The sequence below is a fragment of the Actinoplanes sp. NPDC049548 genome (assembly GCF_040676695.1).
Classification (GTDB): domain Bacteria; phylum Actinomycetota; class Actinomycetes; order Mycobacteriales; family Micromonosporaceae; genus Actinoplanes.
Genome location: NZ_JBFAPM010000012.1, coordinates 38,711 through 60,769 on the forward strand (window position 1 = coordinate 38,711; position 22,059 = coordinate 60,769).

The 22,059-nt window shown below is 71.6% G+C and carries 17 protein-coding genes; 6 read left to right on the top strand and 11 right to left on the bottom strand.

The features are described from left to right. Nucleotides 1-8 precede the first annotated feature (8 nt). Genes AB0J80_RS23190 through AB0J80_RS23200 form a run of 3 tightly spaced genes read right to left on the bottom strand, consistent with a single transcriptional unit; the run spans nt 9 to nt 8,126 of the window. Nucleotides 9-7,382 carry a toxin glutamine deamidase domain-containing protein gene (locus AB0J80_RS23190; RefSeq protein ID WP_364708303.1) on the bottom strand — a complete coding sequence of 2,458 codons (7,374 nt, stop codon included), beginning with the start codon at nt 7,380-7,382 and terminating at the stop codon, nt 9-11. Continuing rightward, entirely contained in the window at nt 7,379-7,708 is a 330-nt protein-coding gene (locus AB0J80_RS23195) for a hypothetical protein (RefSeq protein WP_364708306.1), read from the bottom strand. Before AB0J80_RS23195 ends, AB0J80_RS23190 begins: the two co-directional genes overlap by 4 nt. After that, nucleotides 7,701-8,126: a YbaB/EbfC family nucleoid-associated protein gene (locus AB0J80_RS23200; protein ID WP_364708308.1), complete on the bottom strand. Its 426-nt coding sequence runs from the start codon at nt 8,124-8,126 to the stop codon at nt 7,701-7,703. The genes AB0J80_RS23195 and AB0J80_RS23200 overlap by 8 nt, the downstream gene beginning before the upstream one ends. A gap of 109 nt (nt 8,127-8,235) precedes the next feature. Here AB0J80_RS23200 and AB0J80_RS23205 point away from each other — a divergent pair, with 109 nt between their 5' ends. Next, the gene (locus tag AB0J80_RS23205) at nt 8,236-9,468 is read left to right on the top strand and encodes an SUKH-3 domain-containing protein (RefSeq protein WP_364708310.1); all 1,233 of its coding nucleotides are present in this window, start codon (nt 8,236-8,238) and stop codon (nt 9,466-9,468) included. A gap of 6 nt (nt 9,469-9,474) precedes the next feature. Here AB0J80_RS23205 and AB0J80_RS23210 read toward each other — a convergent pair whose 3' ends face one another. The 4 genes from AB0J80_RS23210 to AB0J80_RS23225 are packed head-to-tail and all read right to left on the bottom strand — an operon-like array spanning nt 9,475 to nt 14,299. Continuing rightward, on the bottom strand, nt 9,475-10,128 hold the full coding sequence (locus AB0J80_RS23210; protein WP_364708312.1) for a maleylpyruvate isomerase N-terminal domain-containing protein: 654 nt from the start codon (nt 10,126-10,128) through the stop codon (nt 9,475-9,477). 1 nt (nt 10,129) lies between these two features. Further along, nucleotides 10,130-10,564, bottom strand: coding sequence for a zf-TFIIB domain-containing protein (locus AB0J80_RS23215; RefSeq protein WP_364708315.1), 435 nt, complete (start codon nt 10,562-10,564; stop codon nt 10,130-10,132). Between the two features lies 1 nt (nt 10,565). Beyond that, a complete protein-coding gene (locus AB0J80_RS23220) occupies nt 10,566-11,798 on the bottom strand; it encodes a glycosyltransferase 87 family protein (RefSeq protein WP_364708316.1) in 1,233 nt (410 codons plus the stop codon). Continuing rightward, nucleotides 11,795-14,299, bottom strand: coding sequence for a bifunctional diguanylate cyclase/phosphodiesterase (locus AB0J80_RS23225; RefSeq protein ID WP_364708319.1), 2,505 nt, complete (start codon nt 14,297-14,299; stop codon nt 11,795-11,797). Before AB0J80_RS23225 ends, AB0J80_RS23220 begins: the two co-directional genes overlap by 4 nt. Before the next feature lie 566 nt (nt 14,300-14,865). Here AB0J80_RS23225 and moaC point away from each other — a divergent pair. Genes moaC through AB0J80_RS23245 form a run of 4 tightly spaced genes read left to right on the top strand, consistent with a single transcriptional unit; the run spans nt 14,866 to nt 17,490 of the window. Further along, the gene (gene moaC, locus AB0J80_RS23230) at nt 14,866-15,357 is read left to right on the top strand and encodes a cyclic pyranopterin monophosphate synthase MoaC (RefSeq protein ID WP_364708321.1); all 492 of its coding nucleotides are present in this window, start codon (nt 14,866-14,868) and stop codon (nt 15,355-15,357) included. Then, nucleotides 15,354-15,839, top strand: a complete 486-nt coding sequence (locus AB0J80_RS23235; protein WP_364708323.1) for a molybdenum cofactor synthesis domain-containing protein — start codon at nt 15,354-15,356, stop codon at nt 15,837-15,839. Before moaC ends, AB0J80_RS23235 begins: the two co-directional genes overlap by 4 nt. Nucleotides 15,840-15,850: 11 nt before the next feature. After that, a complete protein-coding gene (locus AB0J80_RS23240) occupies nt 15,851-17,062 on the top strand; it encodes a molybdopterin molybdotransferase MoeA (protein WP_364708782.1) in 1,212 nt (403 codons plus the stop codon). Beyond that, nucleotides 17,059-17,490 carry a molybdenum cofactor biosynthesis protein MoaE gene (locus tag AB0J80_RS23245; protein WP_364708326.1) on the top strand — a complete coding sequence of 144 codons (432 nt, stop codon included), beginning with the start codon at nt 17,059-17,061 and terminating at the stop codon, nt 17,488-17,490. The genes AB0J80_RS23240 and AB0J80_RS23245 overlap by 4 nt, the downstream gene beginning before the upstream one ends. Here the strand turns inward: AB0J80_RS23245 and AB0J80_RS23250 are convergent. Both AB0J80_RS23250 and AB0J80_RS23255 read right to left on the bottom strand, forming a co-directional pair. Next, nucleotides 17,477-18,820, bottom strand: a complete 1,344-nt coding sequence (locus AB0J80_RS23250) for a glycosyltransferase 87 family protein (protein ID WP_364708327.1) — start codon at nt 18,818-18,820, stop codon at nt 17,477-17,479. The two genes, AB0J80_RS23245 and AB0J80_RS23250, sit on opposite strands and share 14 nt — an antisense overlap. Before the next feature lie 78 nt (nt 18,821-18,898). Next, complete coding sequence (locus AB0J80_RS23255; protein ID WP_364708329.1) at nt 18,899-19,474, bottom strand: DoxX family protein; 576 nt, start codon at nt 19,472-19,474, stop codon at nt 18,899-18,901. Nucleotides 19,475-19,592: 118 nt separating this feature from the next. Between AB0J80_RS23255 and AB0J80_RS23260 the strand changes: the two genes are divergently transcribed. After that, entirely contained in the window at nt 19,593-20,033 is a 441-nt protein-coding gene (locus AB0J80_RS23260; protein ID WP_364708785.1) for an N-acetyltransferase, read from the top strand. Here AB0J80_RS23260 and AB0J80_RS23265 read toward each other — a convergent pair. Both AB0J80_RS23265 and AB0J80_RS23270 read right to left on the bottom strand, forming a co-directional pair. Further along, nucleotides 20,030-21,232: an ATP-binding protein gene (locus AB0J80_RS23265; RefSeq protein WP_364708332.1), complete on the bottom strand. Its 1,203-nt coding sequence runs from the start codon at nt 21,230-21,232 to the stop codon at nt 20,030-20,032. The two genes, AB0J80_RS23260 and AB0J80_RS23265, sit on opposite strands and share 4 nt — an antisense overlap. A 91-nt stretch (nt 21,233-21,323) precedes the next feature. Further along, nucleotides 21,324-22,019: a hypothetical protein gene (locus tag AB0J80_RS23270; RefSeq protein WP_364708335.1), complete on the bottom strand. Its 696-nt coding sequence runs from the start codon at nt 22,017-22,019 to the stop codon at nt 21,324-21,326. Nucleotides 22,020-22,059: the final 40 nt, after the last annotated feature.

Genomic DNA, 22,059 nt, shown 5'->3' on the forward strand with positions numbered 1-22,059 from the left:
AGGGCTGCTCACAAGCTGACACTGATCGTCCCCGTGTCGCCCCGCCAGACGACGGAACCGTCATCACCGGTAAAGACGATCAAGCGCTGCTCCGGCCGGGTGTCCCATCCCTGCTGCCGCCAGAACCGCAAGACCTGTCGCATGCCCCGCACAGCCCCGTCGATCGTGAGCCCGACGTCCCGCCCGTCAACGACAACCACAGCGACCCGGGAATCCGTCCCGAACGGCTGCCGCAGCCGCTGCTCCACCCGCCGCGAGAAGTCAGATTCGCCCTGGGTAGCGGGATCGTTCGGATCCAGCCATTGAAGAACACCGTACGATCCGGCATCGGTTCCGTCGGACCGAACGATGACATCCGGTCCGACACCAGGCCCAAGAGCCCGCACATCGTACGAATCCCCGAGCCGCTCGGCCTGCCGGCGTTGGTGCTCGCACTCGAGAAGGTCCAGGTAGTGAGCACCTGGCGCGAAGTCCGAACCGAGCGGGCTGAGCGTCTGTCCGAGCCGGACATTGGTGGCGGTGGAACCAGGGTCTATTGACGAGGAGGGCCGAACTCCCAGCCCATCCGGTCGCCCTCCTCGCACATCTTGAGAAGGGTCTCCTCGCTCGGCAACTCCGTCTGCAGAACGTCCCGCGCGATCTGCTCCGCCGTCTGCCGATCGACCGGCTGAGTTCTGCCCTGGTACTTGTCGTCGTAGAGCATCGGCACCGCCAGACCGGGAGCGTAGATCCACGCCTTCCTCGGAACGCTCCAGATCACGGCCTGGAACGGGCTCTCCGCTAGGACCTGGTAAGCGATCAAGCTCGTGATCGCTCCGGACATATCCGACTTCAGGACCGTCTGATAGTCGAACGGCCTGTTGGTCATCTTCGCCATCCGTCCTGGTCGTGCCGGGTACATCAGCTCGGGTCAGTCCATAGTGCGCGAGTTCCTCGTCGATCGACCTGCCCGACCGCTCCAGGTGGCGAGCGTACTCGCGCCACATCGCCGGTTCCTTCGCCATCGAGCCTCGGATGGTCGTGTCGACGGTCTTCGTGATCGGCAGGCGTTCGAGGTCATCCGGCTGGTGTTCTGCCATTCGAGCAGCACGAGTGGCCCCGACCATCTCCAGCAGTGCTCGAACCCGCCGCACCGCCGGTGCTCGTCTGAGCCGCAGGGTCTCGTACGCCTTATGTGTCGAGATGGAAACCGAGCGGGACAGCGCAGTCGGAAACTGCAGCTCGAACGTGAAACCTGTGGGATCGGTCATCGTCACGTTCAGGCCGTTATGGCGACCTTCGGCATTCCAGAAGTTGACTATCTTGCCCGGCGTGTAACCGGCCGTTCGGAGCTCCTCGAGCGAGGCTTCCACCGCGGCAACGTACTCCTGCTCGGACACCTGGATCGAGAACCGAACGCGGTCCTTGGTATCCGCCACAAAGGCATGCACATCCAGGTCTTCGAACTCGGCCTCGATGGCGAAGGCCCGAGCGAGCGAATGCTCGGTCTTGACGCGATGTTCCTCGCCGACGATCTGGGGTGGCTCGGACCAGCGGCCTGAACGAAGGGCGACCACCGCTTGGTGCAGGCCGGCGGAGATACGACTGGCCGCCTCACGAGCCTCCGCGACAGCGGCGATGATGACGGTGCGATCAGCGTTGCTGAGCGAATCGAGAAGTCGACGTTCCACTCCCTCCGGATCGAAGCGATTATTGTCGTCCGGCGCTACTCCGGGGGTGGTCCGTAGTCCCAGCCCATCCTCTCGCCCTCCGCGCACATCGCTTCCAGCTCCTGCGTCGTCGGCAGGTTCGTGTGGAGGTGCTGGCGAGCCATCTGCTCCGCTGTCGGCCGGTCGACTGCCATGGACTCGTTCGCGGATGAATCGTCGAACAGGAGTCCAGCCGCCAGCGCGGGGGCGTAGATCCATTGTTTCCTCGAGGCGTGCCATATCACCGCTTGGAGGGGTCTCGCTTGGCGGCGATACGCGATCAGGCTCGTCACCTTGCTCGATCCCGGTTCGTCGAGGAACGCCTGGTAGTCGAAGGTCGGCTCGCTCATCGGCCGCTTCCCACCCTTCTATGCCCGGTGCGTCCTCTGGCACCAGTCCCCACTGCTCGAGTGCCTCGTGCAGCGTCATTCCTTCTGACGCTACGGCCGTACGGTATGCGATCCACGCCTTCTGGCCTGGGTCGTGTCTCACCCAACGTGCCAGCGAGGTGTCGACCGGGACGAGGTCGGCGATCGTGATGTCGCTCGGCTGGTGGGCGGGCATGTCGTGCAGCTTGTTGATGGCGAGGATGCCCAGGAATGCTTCGACCTGCTCGATCTCCGTGATGTCCTTCGAGGCCAGGCGCACGATCTCGTAGAGGTCGTGGGTCTGCTTGCCGACGTCGCGCGATCTTTCGGTGGGGAACTGGAGTTCCATCCGGAAGCCGGCGGGGTTCTTCACGGTTAGGTTCAGCCCGTTGTGGCGCCCTCTTCCGTCGCCCCAGAAGCTTGCAGCCTCCAGGACCTCGTAACCCTCGGACTTCAGCAGCGTGATCGCCTTGTTGAGGCGCTCGCCGTAGCCGGACTCGGGCAACTTCACCGAGAACCGGACGCGATCGTTCGCTTCTTCGAGGAATCTGTCGACGGTCGTGGCCTTGCGGGCTTGCCGCTGCGTGAACTTGCGGGCCAACGAGGGCAAAGACTTGACCCGGTATTTCTCGTCCTCGACCTTGCCGTCTACTGCGGCGGCGAGGGATCGCATCGCCGTCAGTTCGAGGTCCGCCACTCGCTGGGCCTCGCGGGTCGAGGCCTCCAACGCGGTCCGCTGTTCCGACGTCAGGCTCGCGAAGAGCTTCTGTTCGGCCACTTGTGCTGCGGTGAGCGGATCGGAAAGCGTCTCCGACGGTTCGTTGGCGGCGCCCGTGGGTTCGAGGTTGGACCGGCTCCACAAGCCTGCTTGGTGGTATGGCAGCGGCGCCGGGCGTCCTGTGTTGTCGACGACCAGGGCGTCCATCGAGACGATGTTGTCCGGGCTTGGGCTTCCGCCGTGCCCGTAGAGCGGGGTGGTCTCTGAGATTCGGCCTGTTTGGGGGTCGAGGAACAGCACGGTGCCGTTCTGGTTGACGGCTGTCCAGGCGTGGGCCGTGCCTTGTTCCGACTCCGTCACGATGAAGGCGAATGCTCCGTGGCCTGCGTTGTAGAGGTGGTTGTGCAGGTTGGTCATGGCCTTGTCGACCGCGGATTTTGCCTGGTCCGGGGGCATTGCGCCGACGTACGGGCAGAGGCCTTGGAATTCGCCGGCGACCGTTTGTTCGATGCGGGACAGGCCGGCTTCTTCGGCGCCGAGGGGGCGGGTCGGGTCGCCTTCTGCGTACGCGTCGAAGGTTCTTGGGGCCGAAACTCGGGGGCGGCCGTGGACGTACGTTTCGAACAGGGAGAGGACGCCGTCGACGCAGTTGATGGATCGGGTGGGGTCGGCTGCTGGGCCGCCGTCGTTGGCCAGGGCGAACCAGGTGCCCGCTCGGGGGTCGGCCAGGCGTTGGATCCGGCCGTCCGCCTGTCGCGGCATTGCCCGCTCCAGGTCTTTCTGGTGTACGGCGAGAGGCGGGCGGAGGCCACCGCGTTTCCCGTACGGGCGGGTGCGGTCGATGGGGGGCGGATCGTCGTCGCCGGTGAGTGCTGACTGGTCGCCGGTTTCTATGCCGGCGTGGGCCGGGGTGCCGATGTCGTCGTTCAGGCGTGCCCAGTCCGGCGGGTCGATGTCGGTGCGGGGCGGTGCGGTTGCTCCCGTGCGTACCGAATCAACTTGGGTCTCGAGGTCTTGCACGTCCTGCCAGGTGCGGCGGGCGTCGGCGCGGAGCTGGTCGGCTCGCACGGTGATGCCCTCGCGGTCTGCGGTGTCGGCCCGGGTCTGCAGGTCGTGGATGGTGGCGCGTTGCGTTTCGGCGAGGCTGATCAGGTAGGCGGCGTGGTCGTCGCGGCGGTTCTGTTCGTGGGCGGCGCGGATGTGGGTGATGAAGTCGCGGTGGTTGCGGCGTTCGGCGTCGTCGTCCGGGGGTGGAGATGCGCGACGGTGGGTGGACGGTGTCGGTGTGAAAGGTTCGAACGCCTCGGCGATCAGGTCGCGGTCGGGGGAAGAGCGGGCTTCGTCGATGGGGTGGCGCGGTGCCGGTACGCGCGGCCAGGGAGGGGTCGGTGGCGGTTCGGGTGGCGGGGCGGGAGCGGGCTCCGGCTCGGGCGGCGGCGCGGGGTCCGGACCCTCGTGTGCCCATTGCGGAGACGACAGCGTGGGGCGCTGGGGGTGCCACAGTCCGTCCGGCTGGTCCGGGAACGGCATCGGGTTACCGCGGCCGTTCACCACCAGGGCGTCGAGCGCGATCACGTTGCCCGGGTGCGGGGTGCCGTGGTGGCCGTACAGGGCGGTGCCCGGCGGGGCGATCAGGCCCGACTGCGGGTCGAGGAACAGGATCTCGCCGTTCTGGTTGACCGCGGCCCAGGCGTGCGCCGCGCCGCCCTCCCAGGCGCCGACCAGGAACGCGAACGACCCGTGTCCGCCGGCCAGCAGCTGTGCGGACACCGCACCGAGCGCCTGGTCCACCTGCCGGCGCGCCGAAACCGGATCATCCGCGGCGACGGGCGGGCAGAGCGACTGCAGACGGCCGCCCGTGGCGTGTTCCACCCGTTCGGAGCCCAGCTCCTCGCCGTACTGGGGTCGCTGCGGATCCCCGTCCCGGTAGGCGTCGAACGTGCGCGGGGCCGAGACGCGCGGCCGCCCATGGACGTACGTGTCGAAAAAGGACAGCACGCAGTCCTGGCAGTTGATCGCGCGGGTCGGGTCGGCCGCCGGGCCGCCGTCGTTGACCAGCCGGAAGTACGGGGTACGCGGGTCCGCCGCCCGCACCGGGTGCCCGGCAGCGTCACGCGGCACGGCGTTCTCGAGATCGAGCTGGTGCCGGGCGAGCGGCGTGCGCAGGCCCATCCGATGCCCGTAGCGGCGCGTCCGGTTGATCGGCGGCGGATGATCGCTTCCCGTGAGCGCGGACCGGTCCTCCAGCGACACGCCGCCCGGCGCGAGCCGCCCGCTGTCCCGGTTGGCGCGATGCCAGTCCTGCGGCTCGACCGTCGTGACCGTCTCGCTACCGGCCGTCTTGGCCGGGTCCCGCAGATCGCTGAGCTGCGCCTCGGCCCGGGCGGCGGCCTGCGTCGCGGCAGCCGCGTCGGCGTCGAGGAACTGTCCCAGTCCGGGATCACGCCGCAGGTACTTCGCGATCCGCGCGGACCGGCGCGCCAGCCGGGCCCGCCGCCGGGAGCTCTCGGCCTTCTGCTGCAGCGCATCGATCCGGTCCTGCCGCCGGAACTCGGCATAAGCGGCCCGCTGCCGCCACGAGAACTCGAAATACCGCGCCGCCTCCGGCGACTCCCCGGCGGTCACGCCAGGATCGGCCGCCGCCAGAAACAACGGTACGGGCACAGCCCCGTTGAGCGCCCCCGGCCGCTCGTCGCGACCCGTTCCCGCAGAGGAGTGGCCGGGACTGGCGGGGTTGGTGGGCGTGGCCGGGTTGATGGGGGTCCCCGGGTTGGCGGGGGTAGCTGGGTTGGCGGGGGTCGCCGGGTTGGCCTGGCCTGCCGGGGTGACGGGGGTAGCCGGGGTGGCGGGGGCGGTCGGGATGGTCCGGTTCGCGGGGGTGGTCGGGTTGGTGGCGGTACCCGGGTTGGTCGGCGTGGGCGGGTTGACCAGGTTGGCGGGGCCTGCCGTGTTAGCGGGGGTGGCCGGGTTAGCCGGCCCGCCCAAGTTGGCAGGGCTGCCCGGGTTGATGGAGCCGCCGGGCCCCATGGGCGCGACACCCACCGGTCTGCCGGACTTTCCGGAGTCGACCGACGCCTGGGATTGCCCCACCGCTTCCCGAGCCGACCCAGGGCCCGAAGGAGGAGCGGCGTCCCGCCCAGACGCTGAACTGTCACGAGACGCAGATGGTGCGGTGTGCATGGTGTCCCGTGGCCCGGACGAGTCCACGGTGGTGTCGCCGGAGTCGAAAGGAGGTGCAACTCCGGTGTCCCGCGCAAGGCCCTGATGCGGGACGGTCCCAGTCGACAGCGCGCCGGTTTCCCGGGCCAGCACCGGTGACCCACCCGCCGGCGAGGTAACAGCGGCCGAGTCATTCGCCGGATGTGCGTGGCCTAGCGCGGTGTGGTCGCCCGACACGGTGGCGTCAGGCTCCCACGATGACCCGGAAAGCGGCGAAAGGGCAGAAGAAGCGGTCGACGGCGAAGGAGAAGGGATCGAGGGCGGAGAGGTCGACGGCGACGATGGCGAGGGAACAGACGACGTGGCGTCCGGCGATGATGCGGCGGCGGGTTCGGTCCCCCACGGAGCTCCGGCCTCCTCCCCCACATCGAGCGGATCCCCCGTCAGCTCAGGAACCTCCAACCCCCCAGCCAGCGACTCCTCCACCCCCGACCTCGTAGCATCCAACGCCGCGCCGGAAGCCCCGGAGCTCGCCGCCTTCGCCACCCCTTCCAGATCCGGAAGATCCCCGCTGACCGCCGCTCCGCCGTACTCCCCGAGCACCTCCGCGCCCATCCCCCGGACCATGCCCGTGCGCGAGCCCGCCCCGACCCCCGCCCCCGACGCCGCGAAGCCTCCGGCGAAGCCGCCCGCCGCCGACGTTCCCAGGTCTTTCCAGTCCAGGCCGTCCGCGCGTCCGGTCGAGTTCTGGTGGAGCTGGATGCCGGCGTTGGTCGCCGCCTCCTCGCGCATCTCGTCGAGGCCTTCGGCGAGCGCTTCGCGGCCGAGGTGTTTGAGGCCTTCGCGGGTGGTCAGCTGTTTCGCCGCGCGGTCGCCCGCTTCCTTGAGGGTCTTCTTGATCGCTTTGCGGCCGAGCTGGTCGGCGAGGCGCTTGAAGATCTGCTGGATGGCCAGGCGGGTGGCGGCGATCAGGCCGCCCGCCGCCGGGGATGCCGCGCCCAGGGTGAGGGCCACGGCGACCGCCATGCCGATGAGCTCGATGAGGAACAGGCCGATCTCGATCCAGGCCTCGAGTTTCGCGCCTTCGATGTCGCAGCCGCATTCCTCGACCAGCCTGCCCAGCTCGTCGGCGATCTCCAGCAGGGAGATCAGGGGGGCGCGGTCCTCGACGGCGACCCGGTCCCAGGCGCCGATGAAGGCTTCCGCCGTCACCCCTGCGCCGCCGTAGCCGGCGATCACCCGGCTTGCCGCGTCGAACGCCTCGTCGCGGGGGGTGGTGAGGCTGCCGGCGATTGCGTACCAGCGGTCGGCGACGTCCCAGGTGGCTTTCTCGTTTCCTTCCGGCCAGTCGAAGCCGACCACCCACTCGAGCGCCTCGTACGCCCAGCCGGGCACGTCGAACGGGCAGTAGTCCAGCGGGTGCGGGATCGGGCTGGGGAGGACCGTCACGACCGTTTCCTGTATGTGTGCTCCACGCGTACCGATGCGTTGTGGTCTGTCTGCGTGGCCTCGCGGACGGCTTGGACCACCGCGTCGCCGAGGCCTTCGACGTAGCCGCCGAGCCTTTCCCAGGCTTGCAGGACCTGCTGTTCGATCGGGCGGTAGTTGCGGTCGAAGGCCTGGCCGATGTCGTCGGTGCCCCAGGGGCGGGCGCCGCTCTGTGCCGCCACGTCCGCGCCGGCGCTGGTGCGCAGCTCTCCGAGATGGCGGCCGGCCGCGGCCAGGTCTCGCCCGCCGTCGGCGGCCCGGTCGGGGTCGAGCCACAGCTCACTCATGGCCGGGGTCCGTCTCGCGCATGAGCTCGTCCTGGCGGTGCAGCAGCGAGCCGAGGTCGTCGTCGCGCAGGAACCGCATCGGGCCCGAGTCGGCGGGCAGGTAGCCCGCCATGAGGTGTTGCACCTCGGCGGCGGCGCGGGCCGCGGCTCGGGCGGTGGTCGTCACGATGGTGCGGCTCAGTTCGGCGGCGTCCATGTCGCGGTAGATGCGGCGGTCGAGGCTCAGGTCGAGGAGCTGGCCGCGGGCGCCGACGGTGGCGCGGACCAGCCCGTCCTCGGAGTCGACGCTGACCCGCAGGCCGGCGAGGCGGCGCTGGATGCCGTCCAGATCGGACCGCAGGCGCTGGTAGCGGCCGTACACGTCGTCGAAGCGCGCCCGCAGGGCGTGGTTGGCGTCGCGGTCCGCGGTCTCGGCCACGGTCTCCCCCTTTCCGCATCCATCGACGGAGATTGACCCTACCGGGCGACGCAACGCGGTGTGGTCCGGTAACTTCACCCCGCACATGGATGGCACACGAGGAGGCCGGATGATCACGCTGGCGGAGGCCGAGGAGATCGCCGCCGGCTGGGCGCGCAGCGAGTCCGAGCGCCGAGGGTACGAGTGCACGCCGATGGTGAGCGAGTTCGACCTCGGCTTCGTGGTGTGGACGAAGCAGCCGCCGACCGTGCTGCCGATTCCCGGTGACGGCGTGCGGACCGTGATCGACCGTGAGACCGGCGCGTTGTCGACGTTCCCGGGGGTGCCCGTCGCGGTCGTCGCCGAGCTCTACCGCCGTCAGCAGCCCGAGGTGGCCGCCCGGCGGCGGACCGTCGATCCCGAGGTGGAGCTGCGACGTAACGCCCGTCGCCGGCCGTCGCCCACCACCGCCGCACACCTCACTGTGGACGGACGCCTCTTCATCGCTCGCGGCGCGAAGGGCGATCAGCGCATCGACCACCATCCGCTGGTCGCGCGCCAGCTGGCCGCCATGGATCCGGGTTCCCGGGTACGCGGCACCGAGCGCCACGCCGAGCTGATCGTGCTGTCGGATGTGCTGCACGAGGCCGATCGCGGGCGTGAGGTCCCGTTGACGCTCGACGAGGCGCGGGCCTGGTTGCGGGGTGCCGACTTCGAGGCGTACCTGATCCGGGAGAAGGGTGATCCGCTGGCCGGGACGCAGGCGCGGCCGTGCGAGTCATGCCTGGTCACTCTGGTGGACTTCGCGCTTCTGCCGTGGTCGCACCTGGCGTTCGTCGAGCCGTTCCGGCCGTACTCGGAGAATGTGGCGCAGCCGGGGCGCTTCCCGGACGTCGTGGCGGGCGCGCTCGCGGACGCCGGCTGGCGACCGACGCATCGGATGGTGGCGGAGGCGCTCGCCGACGGGATCATCGACGATGTCGTCTCCGTTCCGGGCCGGCGCTACCGGCACCGGCTGTTTCCCGCGGCGCGCGCGGCGATCATGGACTTTCCCGGGCTCTTCTGCGGCCTGCGCATGCCGGGTGTGCAGCGGCAGGTGCGGTGGCTGTCGCTCGAGCCGGCGGCGGCCGCGCACACCGCGGATGTGCTGGGAGAGTTCGGCGAGGTGATCGGGGTGCCGCTGTTCCCGCTCGGGGTCGAGGCGAAGGGTGACGCCATCGTGGCGATCGACGAGCGCGGGCGGCTGTTCGCTCTGGACCAGGGCGGCGAGTGGTATCTCGGCGCGAGCCTCGACGAGGGTCTGCTCAGCCTGCTCACCGGCGAGGGGCCGGCGGAACGGGTACGCGACGACGGCACCTGGTAGCGGCCGTCAGCCGAGCACGGGGAACCGCCCGGCGCGCTCGCCCAGCACCTGCCGGTCCGCGGCGGTGAGCTCTTCGCGTCCGGTGCTCTTGCGCAGGGCTTCGGCCGTGGACCATCGCGCCGGGAGAGGACCGGCGAGGCCCTCCATGGTGGACAGGGCGACTCCCACCGCTTCCTCCGACGGCCCGGCGGCGTCCCGCAGGTGCACGATCAGGTCGAGGTGGTGGACGACCGCCTCGGTGACCAGCGTCGCCACGAAGTCCGGCACCGCCAGGACGTGGCCCTGCGTGCTGACGAAAGCCGCCGGGTCGGCGGTGCTCGCCGCGTGGACGGCCGCGCCGGCGGTCTCGGTCCACAGCCTCACGACACCCGACGGCCGTTCGAACGCCGAGGCGGCGCGGCGGACCCACTGCCCGTGGGCCGCCGCGGCGTCGGCGTCGTCACCGCTCGGGAAATCTCGCCAGTACGAGACGAAGTCGACGTCGGGCGGCCCTTCGGCGGGTGTGTGCAGCGCGACCAGCGCCCGCTGCGCGTCGAGGGTGACGTGGAGCAGCAGGTCGGCGACCGTCCAGCCGCGGCAGCCCGTCGGCAGCAGCAGGTCCGCGTCGCCCAGCTCGGCGACCACGGCCGTGATGCCCGGGTAGGCGGCTGCCAGGCTCAACTTAGTCGAAGAGCTCGTTGAGGAAGCTCTTCCGGCGCCGGTAGTGACCGTGGTAGCCGTGGCCGCCGTGCCGGTAGTGGCCGTGGTAGCCGCCGTGGCCGTACTGGGGGCCGTGACCGTACGCCGGCGCGGCGGGCGGGTAGGCGGGCTGCCCGTAGGCCGGAGGCGGCGGGGCCGCGTAGCCACCACCGTGGGCCGGTGGGGGCGGCGGTGGTGCGTAACCGCCCGGGGCGGGTGCGGGCGGCGCCTGGGCAGGGCGCGGCGGCGTGCCGGCCTGTGCCTGGCGGCTGTTCCAGTTGGCCTCGGCCTCGAAGAGCTTCTCCAGCTCACCGCGGTCGAGGAAGATGCCGCGGCACTCGGTGCACTGGTCGACGGTGACGCCGCTGCGCTCGTAGACCCGCATCTCGCCGTGACACTTGGGACAGGTCATCTGCATCTCACAAACGGTACAAGGCCGTGTCACCGCGTGGTGCCGTTGTTCCTGTGCGTCTGCTGAAGATGAGGGCCGGCGACCACACGAGGAACGCCAGCGGGTAGAGCAGGTAGCCGAAGCGGGTCGTCGGCATCAGGAGGATCGCGGCGAGGAGCCCGTACCCGCAGAACAGTGCCGCCGTGGCCGCGGTGACCGGCGGACGGCGGACGAGCAGGACGGCGATCGTCAGGGCCGCCGCGGCCAGCAGCGCGGCCGCGACGTAGCGCCCGCCCGGCAGCGCCTGGGAGATCAGGTAGCCGGGGAAGGGCGACTGCGCCGGGCTGGTCACGAGACCGTGGCCGAGCGGGAAGCGGACGACGTTCTCGACGAGGGCGTTCCCGTCGACCAGCAGAGCCGGCAGCAGGGTGAGCAGGGGCAGGCCGAGCGCGCCCGGCAGGAGGCGGCGCAGGTTGCCGGTGGTGAAGGCGAGCACCAGCAGCACGGCAAGGACTGGCAGCGCGAAGAGCTTCAGCGCGGCGGCGGCGCCCACGGCGATGCCGGCGGCCCGGTAGTGGTCGGTCGCGCAGCACGCCAGCGCGAGCAGGGACAACGCCAGCACGGGCAGGTCGTCGCCGCCGGTGGCGAGGGTCAGCGCGCAGATCGGGAGGACCGTCGCGAACTGCACCGCGCGTACCGGTGAAGACCGCAGCAGGCGCACGGCCGTGACCAGCGCGGCCGCGGTGACCAGCGCAAACCAGATCCGCGCGTCCGTCCACCAGATGTCGCCGAAGGCGGCGCGAGGCAGGCCGAACAGGGCCATTCCCGGCTGGTACGGGGCATAGCCGAGCAGCTGCTCCCCCGGCGGCAACGCGCTGATCGCCTCGGGCCCGAGGTACGGCGTCCCGGTGTGGGCCAGCCGCTCCCCCATGTGCTCGACGACGAGGACCTCCTCCTGGGCCCGGTCGGTGCGCCCCGCCGCCCGCTGTGCGGCCTGCACCACCAGCGGGAGGAGGGCCACGCCGCCCCACACCGCCCAGGTCAGCGACATCCGGAGCGCGGGCCGCCGCAGGACCAGCTGCATCCCGGCCACGAGGAAGGCGGCCAGGTAGCCCCACGCCGCGATGCCGCCCCAGGCCCGGTGCGGCAGCAGCGTCGAGGTCAGCGCCGTGACCAGGGCGAAGATCGCGGCGAGCCCGTAGAGCGCCACATCGGCACCGAGGCCGTCGGCGGCGCTGTCGACCCGGCGGAGCACCCTCACGCAGGCAAGTGTGGCAGAGGTGATCTCGGGGTCCGGTGGCGCGCCATGCGGACCACCGAACCGGCCTTGTGCAGCGGACTCGCGAGGAAGCCCGGCCGGCCGCCGGACCCGCGCTGCAGGGTGGACAGCATCCGGCCGGCCCGCATCGGCCGCGCGAACAGGTGTCCCTGCCCGGTGAGGCAGCCCAGCTCCCACAGCGCGTGCCGCTGCGGCTCGCTCTCCACACCGTCGGCCACCACGATCAGGTGCAGGCTGCGCGCGAGGTCGACGGTCGACCGGACGACCGCGGCGGCCTCCGTGGAGGTCTCCACCGCCACCACGAACTCGCGATCGATCTTGAGCTGGTGCACGGGGATGCGGGAGAGCACGGACAGCGAGGAGACACCGGTGCCGAAGTCGTCGAGGGCCAGCCGGACGCCGGCGTCGCGCAGCTCGTGCAGGGTCCGGTCGACGACCTCCAGCTGGCTGAGCGTCAGCGTCTCGGCGAGCTCCAGCACGAGCCGGTCGGCCGGTACGCCGTGCGAGGCGAGCCGTTCCAGCACCGTGGCCGGGAAGGTGGGATCGAGCAGGCTGCGCGGCGACACGTTGACGGCGACGGGCAGGTCGAAGCCGGCTTCCCGCCAGGAGCCCAGCGCGGTCAGCGACTCCTCCAGGACCGCGTCGGCGAACGCGGGGAGCTGCCCCGAGCGCTCGACGGTCTCCAGGAACTGCATCGGCGTCAGATCGCCGTGCTCGGGGTGGTGCCAGCGGGCCAGCGCCTCGGCGGACACCACCTCGCCGCTGGCCAGGTCGACGATCGGCTGGAAGTCGACGACGAACTCGCGCCGGGTGACGGCCCGGGTGAGCTCGCCGCCCAGCACCAGCCGCCCGACGTCCGCGGTGTCGCGGGCGTGGGCGTACGTCGCGGTCCGGCGGCCGGTCCGCTTCGCCTCGTACATCGCCACGTCGGCGCGGCGCATCAGCTCGTCGACACCGCCGCTGCCGGGCGCGAGCGCGATGCCGCCGGCGGCCTCGATCGTGAGCTGCATGCCGTCGACCTCGATCGTCCGCTCGAGCGTTGCGAGCAGGTCGGCGGCGCGGCGGGTGGCGACAGCCGGGGCGGGAAGGCCGGCCAGCAGCACCGCGAACTCGTCGCCGCCGAGCCGGGCCACCAGGTCGCCGGTCGGAGCGGCGTGCTCCAGCCGGTGCGCCACCTCGCGGAGCACCTCGTCCCCGGCGGCGTGCCCGAGGGTGTCGTTGACCTCTTTGAAGTGGTTGAGGTCGATCAGCAGCATCGCGAACATCCCGTCGGGCGTCCGCCGGGTGAAGAACTGGTTCGCCTCGTCCAGGAGCTTGCGGCGGTTGGCGAGTCCGGTCAGCGGGTCGTGGGTGGCGGCGTACGCGTTCTCCGCGTTGATCCGCTTGAGCTCCGCGTACGCCCGCGCGTTCCCGATCGCGGTGGACAGCGACGAGGCGAAGGTCTGCAGCTTGTACTTCTCGGACTCGTTGAGCTTGACCGGCTTGGGGAGCCGAAGGCGGAACACTCCGGTCGGACCGTCGGGACCGTCGATACCCGCTTCGATGGTGAACCCGTCGCGGGCGGGTGCGCGAGCCACCGTGCCCTCGTACCGCAGCCGTCCGGCGGATCCGCGGACCAGACGCGGCGGGTCCACGTCGGACAGTTCGATCTCGGCCTCGTCCGCGGAGAACAGCTCCGGCGTGAGGGTGACCGCAACGTGCAGGACTGCGGTGAGGTCGGTGACGTTGAGCCGGTCCGTGGTAGCCGCGAGGCGCTGCCAGGCTTCCTGATCCGCGCGCTGGCGGATCTTGTTCTTGGCGGCGAGCTGCAACGCCACCAGGGTGGGCACCATGGTCAGGACGAACAGCTGCTCCCGTTCGACGACCAGCGCGGTGATCAGCGCCAGCACGATGTTGACGCCGCGGATCCGCAGTACCACGTCCCAACTCAGGCGCAGCGCCTGCCGCCAGGGGACACGGGTCGCCAATGAGATCACCGTGCTGCCGAGGAGGTCGTCGACGACGGCGTACGCGAGTGCTGCCGCGGTGAGACCCACGATCAGTAGCGGAACGGACGGCATCCGGATGTCGATGTCCGCAGCGGGCCGGATGCCGATGGCGAACGCGACCCAGGCGGCGGCAGTGGCGGCGATGACGTCCTTACCGACGTTGAAGACCACCTTGATCGGCTCCGGAACGAGCATTCTGGTGGCGAGGACGCCCAGTGTGGTGCAGATGACCACCCACGGCAGCGGCACCGTGGCGATGGCCAGCAGGATCGATCCGGAGGTGGCCGGGAAGGCGCGGATGTCCGACCGGACCCGCAGCTTGATGATCGAGCCGCTGGCGACGGCGATGATGACGGACAGCGCGGACAGGAAGAGGAACTTGTCGGGCGGGACCATCCGGACGTCGGAGACCGATGTGACCAGGCAGCCGACACCCGCACACGCGACTAGACCGACATACAGCCGCAGCTGCTTGCCGGTCTTCGCGTCGTTCACCGCGGACGCCCCATGTCCCCATGGTCCCCCGCTGCCCGTACGGGCTGTCAATGCCTTGGCATCGCTCGGTAGCGAGCCTTCACGGGGGGAAGTCACTCCCAGGTGTGTTCGCGCATTGTGACACCTCCGCTTTCACGAATGGCGAGCTGCCTTTTCTCAGCCGGCCTACGACAAAATCCATCAGATCCGGGTTCCGTTCTCTGACCCAGAGACTAGGAAAAGAACACCGACGATGGAAGTAGGATTTGTCGCTCGTTTCACGAAATGCGAGTAACGCGTGATATGTACCAAATGAGTGACCGGTTAATGACACTCCGCAGTGGTCGGATGCCCTGCCGTCATGCCCCTCAAACGGCATGAAAAGCCTGGACCCCGGGTTGAGCAGGTATGAATGTACGACGTTGCAGGCCGGTCGGCCGAATCTCGAAAGCGCTCCCCGGCTCGATTCACCGCGTAGAACGGATTGCGATCCGAAATGGCTACGGAAAGTGGGAGATCGCTGACGAAGCGCCATTGCCCGGGCACGTCGAATTCCAAGACCACCTGCCGGTCGATAAGCTACCCATGTGACGAACGCAGCGAAATTGACCCATGTCGACGCCCAAGGGGCGGCCCGCATGGTCGACGTATCGGGGAAAACCGTGACCGTCCGCCGCGCCGTCGCGGCCGGACGGCTGGTCACGACCCCGGAAGTCGTCGCCCTGCTGCGCGGCGACGGCCTGCCCAAGGGCGATGCGCTCGCCGTCGCCCGCCTCGCCGGAATCATGGGCGCTAAGCGGACACCCGACCTCATCCCCCTGTGTCACCCGATCGGGTTGCACGGGGTCGCCGTCGATCTCACCGTCACGGAGTCCGGTGTGGACATCGTCGCCACCACGAAGACCGCCGACCGCACCGGTGTGGAGATGGAGGCGCTCACCGCCGTGGCGACCGCCGGCCTCACCCTGATCGACATGGTCAAGGCCGTCGACCCGGCCGCGAGCATCGAGGCCGTCCGCGTCCTGCGCAAAGAGGGCGGCAAGACCGGCGACTGGGTACGCCCCGAGGACCGTCCGTGATCCGCGCCCGCGTCATCATCGCCTCCAACCGGGCCGCCGCCGGCGTGTACGAGGACACCAGCGGCCCCCTGCTCGTCGCCGGCCTGCGCGACCTCGGCTGCGAGGTCGACTCGCCGCCCGTCGTCGTGCCGGACGGGCCGCCGGTCGCCGAAGCGCTGCGCGGCGCGGTCGCCGACGGGGTCGACGTCGTGCTGACCAGCGGTGGCACCGGCGTCACGCCGACCGACCGGACCCCGGAGGCCACCCGGCCGCTGCTGGACTTCGAGGTGCCGGGCATCGCCGAGGCGGTCCGCGCGTACAGCCGGGACAAGGTGCCGGCCGCCGCGCTCTCCCGCGGTCTCGCCGGGGTGGCCGGCCGCACGCTGATCGTCAACCTGCCCGGCTCGACCGGTGGGGCCCGCGACGGGCTCGCGGTGCTGGGCCCGATCCTCGTCCACACCGTGGAGCAGATCCGCGGCGGCGACCATAGGCTGCACGGGTGAGCGCAGACAGCATGCCGATCGACTGGGACAAGGCCCGCACCCTGGCCTACGAGGCCGGCCGGGCAGCGGCCGGACCCGCGGAGATCGTGCCGCTGGCCGAGGCCGACGGCCGCACGCTCGCCGAGCCGCTGGTCGCCCTGACCGACCTCCCGGCCTTTCCCACCTCCAGCATCGACGGGTGGGCCGTGCGGGGGCCGGCGCCGTGGCGTCCGGTCGGACGGATCCTCGCCGGCGACACCGCGCCGTCGCTGGGCGAGGACGGCACGTGCATGGAGATCGCCACGGGGGCCATGGTGCCGAGCGGCGCCGAGGCGGTGCTGCGGATCGAGGAGTCCACCCGCGACGCGCAGGGCAGGGTGAGCGGCACGCCGCGCCCGCAGCCCGAGTGGCGGCTGCCGGGCGAGGAGGCCCATCGCGGCGAGGAGCTGCTGCCGGCCGGCACGCCGGTCGACCCCGCGGTGCTCGGCATGGCGGCCACCTGCGGCCACGACACCATTCCGGTACGCCCCCGGCCACGCGCCGCGTTGCTCGTCTTCGGTGACGAGCTGCTGACCAGCGGGCCACCGGGCGCCGGACGGGTACGCGACTCGCTGACCCCGCTGATTCCCGCCTGGTTGCGCCGCCTCGGGGCGGTCGTGGATCCCGCCGCCGTGCAGGGGCCGGTGCGTGACACCCTCGAGGCCCACGTCGACGCGATCCGGCAGGGGCTCGCCGTCGCCGACGTGGTGTGCACGACCGGCGGCACCATGCACGGTCCCGTCGACCACCTGCACCCTGCCCTGTCCTCCCTCGGCGCCGAGTACGTGGTGAACACCGTCGCGGTGCGGCCGGGCTTCCCGATGCTGCTCGCCCGGGTGCCCGGCCCCGACGGCCGGCCCCGCTTCCTCGCCGGGCTGCCGGGCAACCCCCAGTCGGCGGTGATCGCGCTCGTGTCCCTGGTGACGCCGCTCCTCGCCGGTCTGCACGGGCGGGAGCTGCCGGCGCTGCCGCGGGTCGAGCTGACCGCGCCGGTGCCGGGGCGGGGTGCGTACACCCACCTGGCGCTCGCGGCCCTGGACGCCGACGGCCGCCGGGCCACACCCGTCGGGCACGTCGGCTCGGCGATGCTGCGCGGTCTCGCCCGGGCACACGGCTTCGTCGTCGTGCGTCCCGACCGGCAGGCCGCCGCGGGCGAGCTCGTGTCCTTCCTGCCCCTTCCGCTGGCTCCCGGGGAGCGCCCATGACCGGTTCCGACGCCGTACGGATCGCCGAGGTCAGCGAGACCGCGCTCGATCTCGCCGCGCACGAGAAGGCGGTCGCCGACCCGCGGGCCGGCGCCGTCGTGTCCTTCCAGGGCGTCGTCCGCGACCACGACCACGGCCGCGGCGTGACCCTGCTGGAGTACGAGGGCCACCCCAGCGCGGCCGCGGTCATCCGCGAGGTGGCAGCGGAGATCGCGGCGGATCCCGACGTCTACGCGGTCGCCGTCTCGCACCGGGTGGGCACCCTGGGCATCGGGGACGTGGCGCTGGTGGCGGCCGTGAGCACGGCGCACCGGGCGGCGGCGTTCGCGGCCTGTGCCCGGCTCGTCGACGAAGCGAAGGCCCGGCTGCCGATCTGGAAGCGGCAGGTCTTCACCGACGGCACCGAGGAATGGGTCAACTGCCCCTGACGAGGGGTTCCCGCGGGGGCGGGATGGTCGCCGGGCGCCGGGTCACCCACGGGTCGGCCGGCACGGCCGGTGCCGCGCCCGGCCGCCACGGCAGGGCGTTGACCAGCAGGATCAGGGCCAGCGCGTACGAATTGCCGGAGAACGGGTCGGTCAGGTTCCCCATCGGAGCCAGCACCACGAGCAGGTAGGTGAGCACCGCGGCGGTGGCCAGGCCGGCACCGGCGTGCCGCCGGCGTCCCGGCAACCGATGGCGGACCGAGGCGCGCCGCCGGGCCGCGGCGTCGGCGAGGATCAGCACCGCCGGCAGCACCCACACCAGCTCCTGGGTGCCGGTCACCGGTCCGGCGATCGCCGCGGTCAGCCCCACCACGGTGAAGGCCGCCACCTCGTCGCCGTCCGCGTGCGCCGACCGGGCCCGGATCAGCCCCACCGCGACCAGCAGCATCGAGAACGACAGCCACAGCAGCAGCGGCGTCGTGGCCGAGTCGTACAGCCGCGCCAGCACGCCGGCCAGGGACTGGTTGGCCGGCGCGTCGATCGGCCCGCTGCGGTCGATGCGCCACAGCACCTCGCCGGCCCAGGCGGCCGTCTCGTGCGGGGCGACGAGCAGCGCCCCGGCCCCGACCGTCAGCGTTGTCGCGGCGGCGGTCAGCGCCGCACGCCACTGCTTGGTCACGGCCAGGTACGCGACGAAGAACACCGGACTGACCGTCAGCGCCGTGGCCAGGCCCGTACCGGCCCCCGCCCAGCTCCCGTCGATCCACACCCGGCGCGGCCAGGAAGCCGGCGAGGGGGCGGCCGGGCGGCGCGGCCACCAGCGTGCCCGGCGGCGCGCCCAGGCACCCCGGCGCAGCGCGACGATGTCGGCGGTGACCAGGCCGAAGGCGAGCAGGTCCAGGGTGCCGAGGCCGAGCGCGGCGCGTACCGGCTCGACGGTCAGGGCCAGCGCTCCCGCGGCGAGCACCACCGGCCAGCGCCGGCTGCCGTAGCGGCGGGCGACCGGGCCGGCGAGGACGATCAGCGCGAGGGCCAGCGCCGCCACCTGGGCGAGGGCGAGCGACCAGCCCGCGACGGCGAGCGGCAGGACGGCGGCGGGCGCGACGAGCAGCGCGGCCGGTGGCGGGAGGGCGGTGCCCAGGTGGCTGCCCGCCGCCTGGTACGCGTACAGCCCGTCGCCGGCCAGCCAGCTCGCCACGGCGCCGCGGTCCACGGCGAGGGTGCTGAACCCGTACCGTTGGGCGATCGTGGTGATCGCGGCCAGGATGCCGATGCAGGCGAGCCCGACCACGGCGGCGCGAGAGGTCGCCGGGCGCGCCGATGTCGCGGGCATGCCCGACCTCCCGTTGTTCTGCGGTGCTATGACCGCTTAACGGCGAGAAGTCCGATTTGGTGATTCGGCGGCCGTGCCTCAGATGGGCAGCTTGCGGGCGGCCGCCGCGGAGGCCGCGGCGATCTTCGCCTCGCGCCGCGCGGTCCGGACGGCCCGGCGGGCGGACCGCTGCGAACGGTCGACCGCACGGCTCACGGACCGCTGGGAGCGGTCGAGCGCGTGACTGGTCCGGTACCGCAGGCCCGGCTTGCCCTCGGTGTCCACCGCCGCCAGCAGCAGACCGCCCAGCAGGCCCAGGTTCTTGAGGAACTGCGTCTCGTGCTGACCGCGGTCGGGCTGCGGCATGGTCCAGAACGAGTGTCCCGCGACCGTGGTCGGCACCAGCCCGGCGGCGAGGACCGCGGCGGCCGGCCGGGTCATCCGGCCGGTGGCCAGCATCAGCCCGGCGGCGACGTCGCTCGCGGCCTTCAGCCTGACCAGGGATCGCGCGTCGCTCGGCAGGCGGGGATCCAGCTTCTCGATCATCGGGCCGACCTTGTCGGTCACCCGCTTCGCGGTGGCGACCTTCGAGTCGGGGTTGAGGACGATGCGGGCTCCGCTGACGACGAAGATCGCACCGAGCATGGCGCGGGCTGCGGCACGTACGGGCTTCATAGCCTCGTTATACCCGCGTCGCCCGATCTCCACCCGGTGGAAAGTCCGTAGTGTGCGACCGGTGGAGACTCCGTTCGGTGGTGAAACCCGTGCCGAGCGCCCGGGCGACGACAGCGCGATCCGGGCGGTGCTGACCGCGGCCTTCGAGACGGACGCCGAGGCGCGGCTGGTCGACGCGCTGCGAGACAGCGCCGCGTGGCTGCCCGCCCTGTCGGTCGTGGCCGAGGAGGACGGCCGGATCGTCGCCCACGCGCTGCTCAGCCGCATCGCCGTCGGCGCGGACCCGGCACTCGCCCTCGGCCCGGTCGCGGTGCTGCCCGCCGAGCAGCGGCGCGGGCTGGGCGCGGCGGTCATCCGGGACGTTCTGCGGCGGGCGGCCGACGCCGGCGAGCGGCTGGTGCTCGTGCTCGGCGATCCCGCCTACTACCGGCGGTTCGGGTTCGTGCCGGCCACACCGTACGGAATCACCAGCCCCTGGTCCGGCCTCGGCGACGCCTGGCAGATGCTGGCCCTGGCCGGCACCGAGGCGCACTACCCCGGCCCCTGGCATGCTTTCTAGGGCTGAGTGCGCAGGTAGCGTCCGAAGTGGGGCACGGTGAAGGCGACCGTCCCGCGCTCGCCGGAGTAGATCAGGCCCTTCTTGATCAGCGCGTCCCGGGCCGGGGACAGGCTCGCGGGCCGCCGGCCGAGCGCCGTCGCGATCTCCGAGGTCGGCACGGCCGCGTCCATGTCGTTGTCCGCCTCCCCGGACAGCGAGGCCATCGCGCGCATGTACTCGCGCTCGGCCGGCGTCGCCCGCTCGAAGCGCGAGCCGAAGAATCCCACGGCCAGCTCGGCCTCGGCCTCCGGGGCGGCGACCCGCACGTCCTCCGCGGTCACCGGCGAGGTGGGTGCGTGGTCCCAGGTCGCTTTCCCGTACGCCTGCACGAAGTACGGATACCCGCCCGACTTCTCGTAGAGCAGGTCGAGCGCCTTCGCCTCGTACTCGACGTCCTCGCGCGCCGCGGGAGCGCACAGCGCGAGGTCCGCCGCGATGCGGTCGAGCCGGTCGATGCGCTGGTAGCGGAAGAGCCGCTCGGAGTAGGACTTCGCCGCGGACAGCACCGCCGGCAGGTGCGGCAGGCCGGCGCCGACCACGATCAGCGGCGCACCCAGCTGCGACAGCTCGTGGCAGGCGGCGCAGAGCGCGGACACGTCCGCCGGGCCGAGGTCCTGCATCTCGTCGATGAACAGGGCGATGCCTGTGCCGACGTCGGTGGCCAGCGAGGCGGTATCGGTGAACAACTCGACGAGGTCGATCTCGATGTCGCCGGAGTCGGCGCGCCCGCGGGCCGGCGGCACGTCGATGCCGGGCGTCCAGCGGTCGCGGAGCTTGGCGTTCGCGTCGTTGGCGCGCAGGGCGAACGCCTTGAGCACGCCGAGCACCTCGTCGACCCGGTCGGGGTTGCGGTGATGCGGGGTGAGCTCGCGGATCGCCATGTGCAGGGCAGCCGAGACGGGGCGGCGCAGCGACTGGTCGGGGCGCGCCTCGATCTTGCCGGTGCCCCAGAGCCTCCCGATGGCGGCCGAGCGCAGGGTGTTGAGCAGGACGGTCTTGCCGACGCCGCGCAGGCCGGTCAGCACCAGGCTGCGTTCCGGGCGCCCGCGGGCCACCCGCTCCAGGACGACGTCGAAGGCGTCCAGCTCGCGGCCGCGTCCGGCCAGCTCGGGTGGGCGCTGGCCGGCGCCGGGCGCGTACGGGTTCCGGACCGGATCCACGGATAGCACCGTATCGGGCTGTCTAGCCCAAAAGCTAGAGTCCGGTATTCAAGCCTCGTATATCCAACTCTAGGGCTGACGCTAGAGAGCGCTAGTCGGCGCCATACTCCTTGAGGCAGAGCACGAAGTCGAGGCTGTCCAGCTCGCTGTCATAGAAGTACCACTTGGTGTACTTCGGAACCTTGCTGCACTTGTCCTCGGCGTCCGCCTCGCCCGAGGTCCGGCCGTCGACCCGCTTGAGCACCTGGAAGGTGCCCGTGGTGCACACCACGATCTTCAGGTCGGGGCTGTCGTCGGCGTTGCCCTGGTTACGGACGCACTGCCCCTTCTTGACGAAGCGGGCGTCCTCGCTCGTCTGCGGCTCCGGAGCGGCCACCTGGTTGGTCGCGGTCGTGGCCGGCACGGTCGGTCCCCCGCTGCGGTCCTTCGTCGAACTCTGCTTCGACACCAGCAGTGCGGTCGTGCCGAGCCCACCGCAGATCAGCAGGGTCAGCACGACGACCAGGACGACGATCGGCGTGTTCCGCCGCTTCGGCGGCACGGGCATCGGCGGCTGCTGCCACGGCGGCGGGTTGTTCAGCGGCGCGGCCGGATAGGGCGGGGGCGTGTACGACGACCCGGTCGGCGGCACCGACATCGGCTGCCCACCCCACGCGGACTCCGGGGCCGGCGACGCGGCCGTCGCGGCATCACCCCAGGGATCGGCGGGCTCGGTGTACGGCTCGTCGGACCCCGGCGGGCCCCCGTTCGGCCAGCCCTGGCCGGGGTACGGGCCGTTCTGCGACATCGGGTTCCTCCAGGCGGGATTCGCTGTACGCCACCGTAGC